At 68.6% G+C, this 14,121-nt stretch carries 14 protein-coding genes; 13 read left to right on the top strand and 1 reads right to left on the bottom strand.

Translation table 11 applies throughout. The annotated features are described in order from the left end of the window. Positions 1 to 213: 213 nt before the first annotated feature. From AB0E98_RS26525 to AB0E98_RS26515, 3 genes are all read left to right on the top strand, one after another. A complete protein-coding gene (locus AB0E98_RS26525) occupies positions 214 to 1,179 on the top strand; it encodes a phosphoribosylaminoimidazolesuccinocarboxamide synthase (RefSeq protein ID WP_361707142.1) in 966 nt (321 codons plus the stop codon). Between the two features lie 100 nt (positions 1,180 to 1,279). Then, positions 1,280 to 1,939 (top strand): 3'-5' exonuclease, encoded by a 660-nt coding sequence (locus AB0E98_RS26520; protein WP_361707139.1) that lies wholly within the window; start codon positions 1,280 to 1,282, stop codon positions 1,937 to 1,939. Positions 1,940 to 1,992: 53 nt separating this feature from the next. Further along, positions 1,993 to 2,625: a DsbA family protein gene (locus AB0E98_RS26515; protein ID WP_361707137.1), complete on the top strand. Its 633-nt coding sequence runs from the start codon at positions 1,993 to 1,995 to the stop codon at positions 2,623 to 2,625. Between the two features lie 139 nt (positions 2,626 to 2,764). Here the strand turns inward: AB0E98_RS26515 and AB0E98_RS26510 are convergent, their stop codons facing one another. Then, positions 2,765 to 3,325 (bottom strand): NUDIX domain-containing protein, encoded by a 561-nt coding sequence (locus AB0E98_RS26510; protein WP_361707134.1) that lies wholly within the window; start codon positions 3,323 to 3,325, stop codon positions 2,765 to 2,767. Between the two features lie 677 nt (positions 3,326 to 4,002). On the opposite strand from AB0E98_RS26510, the gene AB0E98_RS26505 reads away from it, so the two are divergent. The 10 genes from AB0E98_RS26505 to AB0E98_RS26460 all read left to right on the top strand — a co-directional run bounded on the left by AB0E98_RS26505 (position 4,003) and on the right by AB0E98_RS26460 (position 13,817). Then, a complete protein-coding gene (locus AB0E98_RS26505) occupies positions 4,003 to 4,389 on the top strand; it encodes a hypothetical protein (protein WP_361707132.1) in 387 nt (128 codons plus the stop codon). A gap of 226 nt (positions 4,390 to 4,615) precedes the next feature. Then, complete coding sequence (locus AB0E98_RS26500; protein WP_361707130.1) at positions 4,616 to 5,743, top strand: hypothetical protein; 1,128 nt, start codon at positions 4,616 to 4,618, stop codon at positions 5,741 to 5,743. 255 nt (positions 5,744 to 5,998) lie between these two features. Continuing rightward, positions 5,999 to 6,175 (top strand): hypothetical protein, encoded by a 177-nt coding sequence (locus AB0E98_RS26495; protein WP_361707128.1) that lies wholly within the window; start codon positions 5,999 to 6,001, stop codon positions 6,173 to 6,175. 21 nt (positions 6,176 to 6,196) lie between these two features. Beyond that, positions 6,197 to 7,018: an endonuclease/exonuclease/phosphatase family protein gene (locus tag AB0E98_RS26490; protein WP_361707126.1), complete on the top strand. Its 822-nt coding sequence runs from the start codon at positions 6,197 to 6,199 to the stop codon at positions 7,016 to 7,018. A gap of 105 nt (positions 7,019 to 7,123) precedes the next feature. After that, positions 7,124 to 7,795: a nucleotidyltransferase family protein gene (locus AB0E98_RS26485; RefSeq protein WP_361707123.1), complete on the top strand. Its 672-nt coding sequence runs from the start codon at positions 7,124 to 7,126 to the stop codon at positions 7,793 to 7,795. A gap of 171 nt (positions 7,796 to 7,966) precedes the next feature. Continuing rightward, a complete protein-coding gene (locus AB0E98_RS26480; RefSeq protein ID WP_361707120.1) occupies positions 7,967 to 8,788 on the top strand; it encodes an endonuclease/exonuclease/phosphatase family protein in 822 nt (273 codons plus the stop codon). Positions 8,789 to 8,943: 155 nt separating this feature from the next. Next, on the top strand, positions 8,944 to 9,492 hold the full coding sequence (locus AB0E98_RS26475) for an NUDIX domain-containing protein (protein WP_361707117.1): 549 nt from the start codon (positions 8,944 to 8,946) through the stop codon (positions 9,490 to 9,492). Continuing rightward, on the top strand, positions 9,489 to 11,522 hold the full coding sequence (locus AB0E98_RS26470; protein ID WP_361707115.1) for an ABC transporter ATP-binding protein: 2,034 nt from the start codon (positions 9,489 to 9,491) through the stop codon (positions 11,520 to 11,522). The genes AB0E98_RS26475 and AB0E98_RS26470 overlap by 4 nt, the downstream gene beginning before the upstream one ends. Positions 11,523 to 11,949: 427 nt before the next feature. Continuing rightward, positions 11,950 to 12,879 carry a uracil-DNA glycosylase family protein gene (locus tag AB0E98_RS26465; RefSeq protein ID WP_361707112.1) on the top strand — a complete coding sequence of 310 codons (930 nt, stop codon included), beginning with the start codon at positions 11,950 to 11,952 and terminating at the stop codon, positions 12,877 to 12,879. Between the two features lie 323 nt (positions 12,880 to 13,202). Next, positions 13,203 to 13,817 carry an aminoglycoside phosphotransferase gene (locus tag AB0E98_RS26460; protein ID WP_361707110.1) on the top strand — a complete coding sequence of 205 codons (615 nt, stop codon included), beginning with the start codon at positions 13,203 to 13,205 and terminating at the stop codon, positions 13,815 to 13,817. Positions 13,818 to 14,121 lie beyond the last annotated feature (304 nt).

The raw sequence follows: 14,121 nt of genomic DNA, 5'->3' as shown, positions 1-14,121 counted from the left end.
GGAACGGTGAAGTCCACCTCGCTGAACACCGGAGTGGTGGTTTTGCGGTAGGACATCGACATACCGGTGACGGTCAACACGGGACACCGCACCATGCCGCGCGGCATGGTGCGGCCCGGCGGACGCGGGCGGCGCCCGTCGGCGTCACCGTCTCGTCCCGATCCACAGATCCCATCCGATGACGGCGCGTCGCTGTCGGAGCTGAGGAGCATGATGCCCATCCTGAACTCGACCAAGGACCTGCATATTGTCGAACCGCCCACCGCGACGAGGGAAGGCGTCGGCGTCTTCGCGTACACGGACCACTACTCCGTCTTCCACTACGGCCGGATGCCGGACTCGATCCCGGGCAAGGGCGAGGCGACATGCCGCATGGCCGTCTTCAACTTCACGATGCTGGAGGAGGCCGGCATACGGACCCACTTCCGCCGGGTCATCGCTCCGAACCGGATCGAGGTCACCCTCGCGCGCCGCCCGGACCCGGCCGCCCGCTCCCTGACCCGGGACTGCGGCAACTACCTCCTCCCCCTGCAGGTCCTCTTCCGCAACGAGCTCCCGCCAGGCAGCTCAGTTCACCGGCGGCTGGCCGCCGGTGAACTGACCCCGGCCGACGTCGGACTCGACAAGGTCCCCGCGGTCGGCCAGAGGCTGGAGCAGCCGCTCATCGAGTACGCGACGACACGGGACGACATCAACCGGTTCATCACCCCCGGCCAGGCCCAGCGCCTCGCCGGCCTGGACGGCGAACACTTCCGGGCCCTGCGCGAGATCACCCTCAAAGTCAACGAGGTGCTGACCGGCCACGCGGCCAAGGTGGGGCTGAACCACTGCGACGGCAAGGTCGAGTACCTGATGACGAGCGACCAGGAACTCATGCTCGCCGACAGCCCCGGCACGCCGGACGAGAGCCGCCTGATGTTCAACGGCGTGCACTGCGGCAAACAGATCCTGCGGGACTGGTACGTCAGCTCCGGACACGAGATCCCGGTCAACAGGCTTATCGCCGACGGCGTGCCCCGGAACCAGTGGCCGCGACCCGCCGCGCTCCCACCCGCCTACCTGCCGGTGATGACGGACCTGTACCAGTCCCTCAGCGAGACCTGGACGGGCGAGCGGCGCTGGAACGCGCCGGACCTGCCGACCGCGACCCGGGCCGTCACCGGCCTCATCAACCGGTGACGGCGCACCACGGCGGGTGGGGCTCGGGCATACTCGCCTCGGCGCGAAGGCAGGCCCCGGGGCGGGCTGCGCTAGGGAACCTACGGGAAGCGGTGAGCGCATGGGCCTGACCGAGGACCCGGCTTTCCGGGCGACGACGTACGTGGTCATCGACTTCGAGACGACGACCCCCACCGGCTACCCGGCCCAGCCCATTGAGGTCGCCGCGCTCGCCCTGCGCTGCGAGGACGGCGTATGGAAGGAGACCGGCCGCAGCACATCCCTCATCCGGCCACCCGCCTACGCCCCGGTGACGCCGGCGGACACCGCCCAGACCGGCCTGACTGCCGAGCAGCTTCATCAGGCCCCCACCCCGGCCGAGGTGCTGGGGGCACTGGACCGGCGGCTCACGGCCGGCACCCCGTACCTGCTGGTGGCCCAGCACGCGGCCACCGAGGCGGGCGTCATCCACCACCAGGCGGAGCACTGCCCGAGACTGGCCCGCACCGACTTCCTCGACACGATCCCGCTGGCCAAGCACCTCATCCCGAACCTGCCGAACTACAAGCTCGACACCCTGCTGGCCCACTTCGGAATCCAGCAGCCGCCGGACCGGCACCGTGCCTACGCCGACGTCGACGTCACCGCGCAGGCTTTCCTCCGCCTCGTCCGCGCCGCTGACCTGGACCCTCAGCTCGTCGACTTCGCAGCCCTGGTGAAGACCGCAGGGCGCACCGCCAAGGCCAACCGGCCCGTCCAAACAGAGCTGTTTGACGTCTGACGGGCTGGCCCAAGAGGAATTCGTACAACCGCTCCGAGAGAGGACGGTTTTCGATGAAAGAAGAAGAGCAGAAGCTCACCGAGGCCCCCTTCTGGTTCGACCCGCTGTGCCCCTGGGCATGGATCACCTCGCGCTGGCTCCTGGAAGTCGAGAAGGTCCGGCCGGTCCGCGCGGACTGGCGGATCATGTCGCTGGCCTACCTCAATCTCGAACAGCGCAAGGGCAAGGGACTCAGCGACGACTACCGCGCGCTGATGGAAAGAGCATGGGGTTCAGTGCGGGTCTGCGCGGCCGCTGCCGAACACGCTGGCCACGATATCCTCGGCCCTCTGTACACCGCCATCGGCACCCGGCTTCACAACCAACGGCGACGCGACGACCCCACCGTGATCACCGAGGCCCTCACCGATACGGGTCTTCCCGACTCGTTGGCGTCGGCCGCCGAGAGCACGGAATTCGATCAGCTGATCAAGGACTCTCACGACGAGGCGTTCACCGAGGTTGGCTTGGACGTCGGGACGCCCGTCCTCCGCGTTGGCGGAACGGCTCTGTTTGGCCCCGTGCTCAGGCAAGCCCCGCGTGGTGAGGCCGCCGGACAGCTCTGGGACGGCCTGGTCATAGTCGCCGGGACGGATGGGTTCTTCGAGCTCAAGCGAAGCCGGGACAGCAAACCGTCCTTCGAATGAGCGAACCCACAGCGCGGCTGGACTTCGGCCGAGAGGACGACCGTCGAGATTCCCGTGATCGGTTCTGCAGGAAGGCGAATAACGAGGCGGGAGTCCCGACCGGCGCGCGCTGTACCTGCGGGCTGCTTCGGCGGGGGGGTCAGCCGGTCTGGACCGGCGCAGTGATCGCTCGCGCGATGCGGTGTCCGACAAGGCGCTCAGCCAGGGCCAACGGGTACCAGCTGGCACCGGTCACCTCGGACTCCTGAATGCGTCCGACCTCGGCATCGGCAGTCTTGAAGGCAAACCCGATGTCGAGGTGGTAGTGCGCTGGCTCGTCCTTCGCCGGTCGGGCCGGCACTCCACCGTATTCGACATAGGCGGGAGCCTGTGAGACGGGGAAGACCTGGCTAGGGTCGATGCCGGTCTCCTCTGTCAGCTCACGTACTGCCGCGTCGATCAGTGTGGCGTCGGTCGGCTCGAGGTGGCCGCCAGGCTGCAAAGTGATCGCGTACGCGAGGTGTTCGATGAGCAGGATCTCGGTGCCATCGCGGACAAGGAGAGCGCCAACGGTCACGTGCATGGGGAAGCTCCGCCGGGAGGCAAAGTCTCGGCCCTGGTCCAGGATCCGCAGTGGCTCGGAAAGCTGCTCGGACTCTTCGGGGTATCGCTCAAGGTAGGCGGCAAGCACGTCCGAGATATCCGAATCACTGATCGCCACAGGTCGCCTCCGCACCAGTCCGAAAGCAATGTTCTCCGTGACCGACTGCTGGGATGCGAGCAACGAGTGCTAACACCGGCAACTCCATGAAAGGCGTGTGGCGTACGAGGAGACTCGCACTCTACAAGTGGGCCTGAGCCAGTGTGCGAGTACCGGCAGATGTTCACCCTCCAGGTCGCCGGCCCGACTCAGCACCCGGCACGGCCATACCGCACCCCGGACGCCGTGGCCCTCCACCGGGCGAGCGTCGATGCCCGCCAGGTGGAGGGCGACGATGCTCAAGAGCACCAAGGGTTCCTCCCGAATCGGGCCGATAATCACCCTCACGCAACCAGACCAATCGAGTTCGAAGCACAAGTGGGCGGCGCGGGCTCTGACGGTCCCGCTCCGGCCCCCCTCAAGCGCCGTCTGGCTCCTGCAGCCGCCTCATACGGCTTGTGACACCGACAGCCATTCTCGTACTCGTCCGGGACTGACAGGAGACGGAAGTCGCCCGTACGGCGCGCAGAACGAGGACTCGGCATGAGCGCCCGAACCGCATCGACACCTGGGCGTGCCGACGGCAGCGCAACCTCGGCCACAGCACGCCACCACCTCTAGAGGATTGTTCCTCTGTTCGGTTGACGCCTGCCTGTCGCTTCCACTCGCAGCGGCGGGCCGACCGACATCCTGGGATCATGAGCACCCTCCTCACCGAGAAGATCATGGCCGCGATCACACACCCCGAGTGGTGCAATGGCGATCACTCGGACACAAGCATCCAAAGCACAGAAGACGTCTTCCACATGGGCGACGGCGCCTACCTGGAAGTTCCCCTCCGCTTCCCCGCACCTGAGTTGAGCTTCACACCCGTCTCCTACTCCGCAGCCAATGGCACGCCCGGCCCTTGCCGTATCGACGCCACAGCAGGGCACGTGGCATTCGAGCTGACCGCAGCGGAAGAAGTGCGCGTATGGCAAGGCGCGCTCCGTCAGCTCGCCGACGACCTCGAACCTCTACGGGAAATCCTGGCCGCCCCCTCCGGCGCGCCGGACCAAACCGCTTCCAGCCCCGCAGCCGACTGACCACTGGGGAGGCTGGGAAAGCGTGCGGTTGCCGGAGCCGAACCTGATCGTTCGGGAAGTACCGGAGCACACAATGTCGCCGTGATACCCAGCCATCAGCCGGCACCAGTTCGCGCTGGAACTGATGCCCATACCGTCACGGCGCTCCGGGCCTCTGGGACGAAAACATGTTGGCGTGCCGCCGCTGACCTGGCACGATGGCCTTTGTTTCTCAAGCGGAGGACGGTTGTTCGTTTTCGTGTGTGCGGGGTGCGGCGCCGAGCTGACCACCCCGTTGTCCCCGGTCGCCCTGCCGGCCCACGCCCATCAGACGTACGGGAACGGGCTTCAGCTCCCGGTGCTGATGGAGCCGGGCACGTTCGCCGTGGACCCGGAGCCCTGGGGGCCGCCGTGGCGGAGGTGGGAGGAGATCGATCCGGACGAGGCAGCGGCCCGCGGTATCTACGCGCCGGTCCCCGGCCTGTCCGACGGCGCGCCCGGTGCGGTCGTCATCGCACCCGGTGAAACCCGCAACACCCGGCTGATCCCGGAGAAAGGCGGCGGCTACTGCTGCGGCCTCGACGGGGCGGACGGCCCCAACATGGCCTGCGCGGCGTGTGGCCTGCCCGTGGCGAGCAGGATCGACGACTGCTCGCTCTGGCAGGCGGTGTGGCTCGCCCCAAACGCCGTCCGCTGCCTCCCCGCTGGCGACACCGACGCCGCACCGCTGTCCTGGGCGGAGCTGATGGCGCAGGGGAAGGGCACGCCCCCGTTCGAGCCGATCGCCACATGGGGATCGCGGATGGGGGCGGGCCACTGGTCGAACCACTGGTGGTCGTGGAGCCCGCAGTGGGAGGCCGCAGCCGGACGGGCGCTCGCCCACCTGCTGGCGGCCTCGGAAGGCCGGCCAGTGAGCGTCCCGGACGGCCTGACCAGCGACGTGTTCCAACGCGCCCTCGACGCCCTGATACCCGCGGGCCCGCCGACGCGGCGCGCCGTCCTGGCCGGACCGGCACAGCCCGCCCCCGAAACGGACGCCGACATCCTCCTCGTACCGGCCCACCCCCAGACCGGGGAAGTCTGGGCCCCGGCTGATGCGGCGGACCGGGCCGACCGGGCGTACCGGGTGCCACTGCCATTCGGGATATGGCTATGGCTGACCTTCCCCGAACCGCACCTACCCGTCCCCGCATCAGGCCGCATGCCCGACGGAGTCCTGCGCGACGACCCGCCCGCACCACGACCCGATCACCTCTTCCGGGCCGACCGCGGAGCATTCCAGCACACCCTGGTCCGGCTATCAGCAGCTCGCAGCCCATGGCTGCGCGAAATCCTCGAGAACCTCACGCAACACATGCACACCCACCTCTTCTAGCCAACCGGCAGCAGGGCCGACACCGCCGAACTCGGCAGCCTGGTGGATACCGCCAACTCACGCGGAAGTGGCGTACGGATGGTCCGCTCACGCCAATTGAGCGTTCAACGCGGCGCGGCCGGGAACTCGGGGGCACACAGCGGAACGCGCAGGACAGGCTGGAACTCGGTACGCCGCCGGTGATCTAGTTGGTGGCCGGGTCGTCCGGTCCCGCGTAGATACGCGGGTTTCTCCACCACCGGCACCGTCTCCCTCGTGCTGCGCGGGCCAGCGACGGCCGACAGCTTCTGCATCATCGACACCGACCGCACCTCCTCCTTCACCGTCCGAGGCTCGGCCAACGAAGCGCCACAGGAACGGGCCGCCAAGCGGATGCGCCCCGATCAGCTCGCCGCGACCTTGCAACAACTCCATGCCTTGCGGCCCTGCTGACCGTCCGAAAAAGGCCACGCCGTGAACCACCTCGATCCCGCGCAAGGCCTGCTGTTCGGCAGCGGACCCGGCGCTGTCACGGACGACCTCGCTCACCGCGAACTACGGCTGATCGCGGCCAACGTCGAAGGCGCCCCCACCGCCCGCACCCAGCGGCTGCTGTCCTGGCTGTACGAGAGTGGTGCCAACGTCCTGGTCCTGAGCGAAGTCCGTTTCGGCCCCGGCGCCCACCGGCTCGTAAGCGATCTGGAGGCCAGCGGTTACACCGTCCGCCTCCGCGACCGTGACCCCGACGACGCCTACGCCTACGCCGTGGTGGTCGCCACCAAGGGCTACACCAACGCTCCTGTGGCGCTGTCGTTCTCCACGCCCCGCATGACCGCCGTGCGCCTGGAGACCCACCTGGGGCCGATCGACCTCATCGGCCTGTACTCCCTCACCAACGGCATGACCGCCGAGAGCAGCCAGCGCCGCCGCGCCTTCCAGGAACAGGTCCTGACCGCCCTGCACGACCATCTCAAGGCCAACCCCGACGTGCCGATCGCCATCGCAGGCGACTTCAACGTCCTCGAACCCGGCCACCAGCCACCCTGCGACCTGTTCGCGCAGCACGACTACACCTTCTACAGCGAGCTCCTCGCCCTGGGCCTGACCGACGCCTACCGGCACCTCAACCCCGACGGGGCAGAGGCGACCTGGCATGGGCCCCAGGGCGGCCAGCGTCTGGACCACACCCTGCTCAGCACCAACCTCGCCCCGTCCGTGCGCGCCTGCCGCCTCGAACACACCATCCGCAGCCAGAAGATCAGTGACCACTCCGCCATCACGACTGTCCTGCAATAGCGCCCTGACCAGACCCCGCACGACAGAGAGGGGACCCCTGTGCCGACGAGTGAAATCTGCTCAACCAGAGCCTGGGGCACCCCCTGATGTGGCAGGGTCAGACGGGTGCATCTCCTCGACTACGCGGCCGCACTCCAGTACCGGCCGCCAACCGGCGCGGACTTCCCGGCACTGAGCACCGCCAGCCCCGACCGCCAGGCACAGGCCTTCGCCGCGACCGTGCTGCGCAATCCGCGGATCCGAGCGACTCTGGAGCGCCTGGCCGACCTGGACCTCCCGCCCTGGTACCTCACCGCCGGGGCGCTGTTCCAGACCGTGTGGAACACCGCTTCCGGGCACTCCGACCTCCACTACGGTATCCGCGACCTCGACCTGTTCTTCTTCGACGACCAAGACCTGTCCTACGAGGCCGAGGACGTGGTCATCAAGCGCTGCCTGGAGGCCTGCCACGGCCTCGGCGTCGACCTCGAACCCCGCAATCAGGCCCGTGTCCACCTCTGGTACGAGGCCAAGTTCGGCAAGCCCATCCCCGCCTACCGCGACCTCGAGCACGCCGTTTCCAGCTTCGCGGCGACATGCTGCTCGGTCGCCATGCGGCTCGACGACTCCGGCCGGCTGACGGTGCACGCGACCCACGGGTTCGACGACCTCTTCGCCCTCACCCTGCGGCCCAGCCCGACCAGCATCGCACCCCGCGAGATCTACGAGACCAAGACCGCCCGCTACTGCGAAATGTGGCCCCTGGTGACGAAACTGCCCTGGCCCTCGGCTGGCTGACGGCGACTGGCAGCACCCGAGGCGATAGCCCCAGCCCCGGAACGCTGTCCAGTCGCCTTCACCGGCTGCCGCCCCTACCTCCGAGGAATGAAAAGCGGCGGGCCGGGACTCGCAGCAGCCCAGGCGGAGGAGAGTGATGAGGTGATCGCGGCCGCCCACCATTCTCAGAACTTGAAAGGAGACCGCCCCGGCACCGCGGCCGGGTCTCTGCGGATCCTCACCTGGAACGTCCAGAGCGCTTCGCCAGTCCGCTCCCGCGCCCAGGTCGCCTGGCTCGCATCGCAGGAACACGCCGACACCGTGGTGCTGACCGAAGTCGGCGCCGGCCCTGGCGGAACCGCCCTTGTGCAGGCTCTCTCCGGGGCCGGATACCGGGGGCTGATTTCCCCCGCCTCGCGCGGCGACTACCGCACCGTTCTCGCCACCCGACTGCCCCACCTCACCAGCCTCCCCTCCCCCGTCGTCTTCCTTCCACACCGCGCCCCCGCCGCCCGGCTGACGATCGGCGCGCACACCGTCACCCTCGTGGGTCTGTACGTTCCCTCCCGGGGACCGCGAGAGCGCCGCAACGAAGACAAGCGCGCCTTCCAGGCATCTGTCGCCGCCACCCTGCGGCAGCTTGCCGAGGAGACGGGGCGGCACCTCGTCTTCGTTGCGGGAGACCTCAACGTGGTCGAGCCCGGCCACCGGCCCCATCACGCGGTCTTCGGTGCGTGGGAGTACGACTTCTACCGCGCGTTCGCCGCCGCAGGCTTCACTGACGCCTACCGTCACCTGAACCCCGACGTCGTCGAGCACAGCTGGTTCGGCCGGACAGGCAACGGCTACCGCTTCGACCACACCTTCATCACCAGCCGCCACCGACATCTCCTGACCGCTTGCTCCTACCTTCACGACCCCCGCCAAGAGGGCCTAAGCGACCACGCCGCCATGACCGTGCGCGCAGCACTCTGCGGGTCCGAGCCGGCGGACTCCCGGGTTTCCGGGCGGTAGGCGCTCTGCTCTGTCGGCCGCCGTGGAGAGCAATCCCCCGGACGGGTTGCCGACACCGTGCGGGTGAGATCGAACGAGTCCCGGCGCCCCCCTTCTCTTGTGCTCCCAGGGCCGTCACCCTCCCCACACCGTCTGGGCGCACGTGAGTGCGAAGAATGCCCCGTGACGGAGCAGTGCCGGGGCTCGTTCTCCGATCGTCTGTCCGAAGTGCCGTCAATCAGGGAGGACTGTTGAGCCCGGCTTTAACTGTCATCGGAGCCCATCTTCTATTCGAACGTGACGACCGCGTCCTGCTGGGACGGAGATCCCCCAGGTCCGCGTTCGCGCCTGATACGTGGCATCTTCCCGCTGGACACGTCGAGGGGGGAGAGAGTGCCCGCCGCTGCGCGGCGCGCGAGAGCGAGGAAGAGCTCGGCATCGCCGTCCGTGAAGAGGACCTGCAGCTCGTCCATGTCGTTCACCTCCTTGATTCTCCTGGGGACCGCGTACCGCGGATGCAGATGTTCTTCCGGGTCGGCCTGTGGTCGGGCGAGCCTCGGCTGAGGGAACCGGACCGGTGCAGTGCGTGGAAGTGGTGGCCGCGCCTGGCCCTGCCGGACCCGATGGTCGGCTACGCGCGGGTGGCGCTGGAGGCGATCGCGTCCGGTTGGCCCTTTACCGACATGGGGTGGCCGCAGTCCGACCTCGAGGGGAGGCGCGCATGAGCACGCCTGGTGCCCATGGGGCGCAGAGCGAGGGTGGGGCGGTCCCCGGCCCCCGCCAGGGCGTGCTGTTGCCGCCTCCGGAGAAGGCTGCGGCTGCGCCGGAGAGCGAAGAGGTCGGCGACGAGCTGAAAGACGCGTACTGGATGCAATGGGACGGCGAAGCCGCTCGCACGAACGTGTGGCGGATCCTCGGCCGGCTGCCGGGGATCAGCCGCAGGGTGCTCGGCCTGGCCTACCGGGCCGATGCCCGGGCCGCGGTCACGGTCGTCGTGTGCCAGATCGCCTCGTCGCTGATGAGCGCGCTCGGGCTGCTGGCCTCGGTGCGCGTACTCTCGGCCCTGTTCACCCAGGGCGCGACCTCCGAGCGCATCCACCACGCTCTTCCCTCCCTCGCGCTGGTCGCCGGGCTGATGGCGGCGCAGGGTGTGCTCGACTTCGGTGTCGCCCGCGGGCAGGCGGCGCTCACGCCGAAAGTGCGGCGGGCGGTGGAGCAGGAGTTCTTGCGGCTGAACTGCCATGTGCGGCTGGAGGCGGTGGACGACGCGGCCTTCGCCGACGAGGCGAACAAGGCCAACGACCGCGGCCTGTACTACATGCGCCAGTCCGTGCCCCAGATGATCCAGCTCGCGCACGCTGTCCTCGGCCTGATCGGGGCCGCCGGCGTCCTGGCCGTCCTGCACCCCCTGCTCCTGCCCCTGCTGGTCCTCTCGGTGATTCCGCAGGGGTACGCGGCGGTGCGCTCGGCACGGGCGCAGTTCCTCTCCCACAGCCGCTACAGCACCCTCCAACGCCGCATCCGCCTGCTGACCTGGCTCCTTCTCGACCGGAACTCCGCAGCGGAGGTTCGCTCCTCGACAGCGCAGCGGGCGCTGCTGGAGGAGCATGAGCGTTTCGCACGGCGGATCGAGGCGGAGGATGCGCGGCTGGGGCGGCAGGAGGCGAATGTCGCGCTGTGGGGCCGGGCGGTGGGCGGTTTGGCGGTGGGTGCCACTTATGCGGTGCTGGGGTGGATGACGGCGTCGGGGTGGCTGCCGCTGGCGGCGGGCGGCGGCGCGTTCCTGGCCATCCGCTCCAGCCGGGGCACGCTGGTGAGCGTGGTGCTGGCCATGCACCAGGTCTACGAGCACGCCCTATGGATCGACGACCTCGAGCGGCATCTGGAGCGCTGCCGCGCCCTGCAGCCGCACCGTACGGGCCGGCGCCTCGCGGACGGGGTGAAGACCATCACCGTCACCGACGTCCACTACACCTACCCCGAGGCCGGCCGGGCCGCGCTGCGCGGGGTGTCGATGACGCTGGCGGCCGGTTCCACAGTGGCGTTCGTCGGAACGAACGGCTCGGGCAAGACGACCATGGCCAAGCTCCTGGCCGGGCTGTACGTACCGAGCGAGGGCAGTATCCGCTGGGACGGGGTGGAGGTGCGGGAGGTCGACGCCGAGAGCATCCAGGCCCAGGTCGCCATGGTCCTCCAGGACCCGGTCGCGTGGCCGCTGTCGGCACTGGCCAACGTGACGATCGGCGCGGGGAGCATCACCGAGGCCGACCCGCAGCGGGCCCTCGCCGCCGTGACAGAGTCCGGCGCGGATCGTGTCATCGCCGGCCTGCCCCGGCAGTGGGCCACCCCGCTGTCCAAGCGCTTCAAGCACGGCCAGGAGCTGTCCGGCGGGAACTGGGCCAAGGTCGCCGTGGCCCGGGGCTTGTATCAGGACGCCGCCGTGCTGCTCCTGGACGAGCCGACGGCCAGCATGGACGCCCGTGCCGAGCACGCTGTCTACGAGGCCGTCCTGCACGGCGAACGTGGCGAGCGCCGCCGCGACCGCATCACCATCCTGATCTCCCACCGCCTCAGCAGCGTCACCAGCTGCGACATGATCTACGTGTTCCGCGACGGGCGCATCATCGAATCCGGCACCCACCAGGACTTGATGATCCACACCGTCGACGGCCAACCCGGGGAATATCACGAGATGTTCACCCTCCAGGCCTCCGCCTACCAGGCAGCGGCCGCACCGGGAGAGGGGGACGGGTGACGACCGTCCCGTCCCCGGCCACGGGCGGGTGGCGGGGCGTTCGAGTAGTGCGTGGGCAATCGTGGGGTGTATGAGGCGGCGGAGCAGGCGGCTAGACGGTCGCCGGCGGCGTCGATGACGAACATGGCGAACCGCGTGTCGGTCGACAGCATCGTGGCGACGGTCTTTTCGCACTCGGCTGTCCATGGGCCGTCCGGGGTGGGTTGGTCCGAGGTGGCGTCCAGCATGATGCGGCGAAGGCGGACGAGTTCAGGGGCGTCGTCAGGTATCGCACGGCGGACGATCGGCATGCGCGGAATCGTATCGGCGTACTGCCGCCGCAGAGGGACGAATGCCTAGACTGCCCGAGCCTGGGCACAAGGACGCGGATCGCCCCACCGTCCATGGGGCGATCCGCGTTCGTGCGTGATAGTGCTAGCTGGGGAAAGTGCGGGCCAGGCTGCTGCCGACGAACGACGACCAGGTGCCGTTCAAGTACCGAGATCTACCTGTCGGCCGTCACCGCCTAACGCTTCCACCGCCCCTCCAGCCGGCCACGTTCGCGACGTCCCATCAGCTCTCCGGGAAGGCTGAATCGGAGACGGACAGGGGCGACCGGACGGTTCAGAGGGACCAGCGCGAAGGAAGGACTTCTGCAATGAACGGGCGAACGACTGTTGCCGATCGGATCCTGCAGTTCAACGAGGAACTCGCGGAGACGACGCTTGAACTGCCTCCCGGCTTCAGGGTCGTCAACCCGTTCAGCGGCCCCCAGCAGGAGCGCGTCCGCGAGGTGACGGCCGCGTTCTACCACAAGTACTACGACGACGACAGACCCCGCCGTCTGGTACTGGGGAGCTCGCCTGCCCGGCGGGGCACAGCCGTGACCGGGGTCCCGTTCGAAGACGCCAAGCTCCTCGAAAGCGACACGGGAGTCGACGTCGCCGACGGCTATGCGGTGAGCAGGCCCTCCGCCGGGTTCCTGCACGACGTCATTGCGCGCTATGGGGGCCGAACAAGGTTCTACGCCGACTTCGTCATGAGTTTTGTGTGCCCTCTCGGTCTGGTGAGAACGAATACCCAGGGAAGAGAGGTCAACTGCAACTTCTATGAGAATAAGAAGCTGCTGGAGCTCCTGAACTCCTTCCTCGTGGACACCCTGGAGTGCCAGCTGGCATTCGGAATTGACGCCTCGGTATGCTACTGCATCGGCAGCGGCGAGAACTTCAAATTTCTCACGAAGGTGAACGAGGGTCAGCGCTTCTTCAAAAAGATTCTGCCCTTGGAGCACCCGCGCTTCATCACGCAATACAACAGCGGGAGAAGGGAAGAATTCGCCGAAAAGTACCTCAGCGCTCTGCGCCGAGAAGGCGATTAGCCGCCGCACCCTCCGCAGCACATTCCTCAGCTGACTTCCCGAAGGCCGAGGGCTCCCAACGCGCCGGATCGAGAAGAAGGAGAACAGCACAGTGGTGACAGAAGGCAGGGTCTTGGTCCATTTCGGCGCGGAACGCGTCAGCGTCTACCACTTCCAGAGCGGAGAGCTGAGGCTGCTCACGAGGGAGCGGCTTCCGTTCGGAGCCGGCCTGGCCGGCGAGGTGCTGGCGGACAGCGTCGGCGAGTTCTGCGCCGGGCTCAAGGAGTTCATGGCGGTGTGCCCGTCCGCTCCGCCATTCCGCGCCCGGGCGCGAGGTCGGCCGGATGAGCGGGACGATGCCGCTGCCCGCGGCACTGAAGTGCTGGGCGGAACAACGGATCGGCCCCGTCGTGTCCGTCCGCGACGCCTCGCACGGCTGGGACCGCTCCCGGGTGTGGGACCTGGAGGGCGAACGCGGCGCGCACCACTACCTGAAGGTCTCGCCCTCGGTGAAATTCTTCACCCGGGAGGGCCGGTCCTACCGCCACATCGTGCCCGCACTCGGACACACCCGGGCGCCCCGCCTCATCGACAGCCGCGCCCAGGACCTGGCCCTGCTGCTCACCGCGGTCTCCGGCGCCCCGGCGAAGGAACTCGGCTTGGACGCCGCCCAGTGGCGGACCGTTCACCAACAGGCCGGGGCGCTCTGCGCCCGGCTCCACGACGCCGGGCCACTCGACCACGGCGACCGGGTGGAGGCCGAAGCCTCCCTGTCCGCCGCCGCTGACGGAGCAGAGAAGTACCTGGCTCGCGCCGGGGACCGGCTCAACCAGGACGAGCAGCAGCTGATCCGGGACCACGCCGCCCGCCTTCGCCGCCTCCTTCTGCTCGTCTCCCCTGTCCGCGCCTTGCGGGACATGCCCGTCCCGCCCGCGCACCTCCGTGCCGTCCGCCCGTGAAGGAGCCTCATGACGACGACCTCGACCGCCGCGTACTGGGAACCGCTCTGAGCGGGCGGCAGTCGGGCCCGGTCGCCTTCGACGATGCGGAGGCCGCTGGTGAGGGGGCGGCGCCGCGCCGACGTGATGGGGTCTGGATCCGCGACGCCAGAATCGAGTGACCTGCTTCTTGGTCAGAGCCTCGACCGTCCCGGCCCCGATGACTTGGGCCTGGGGCCGCCAGTCGGCCCCAGTTCCCGACCAACGCGCGCACAGGATGCGATCACATAGGGCCCAAAGGTCTATTCCACGGCGCGCCGTGCCC

It is taken from the genome of Streptomyces sp. NPDC037389, assembly GCF_040636475.1.
In the GTDB taxonomy this organism is placed as follows: domain Bacteria; phylum Actinomycetota; class Actinomycetes; order Streptomycetales; family Streptomycetaceae; genus Streptomyces; species Streptomyces hesseae.
The sequence above is the reverse complement of the archived record's forward strand: the minus strand, read 5'-3'. Positions and strand labels throughout refer to the sequence as shown.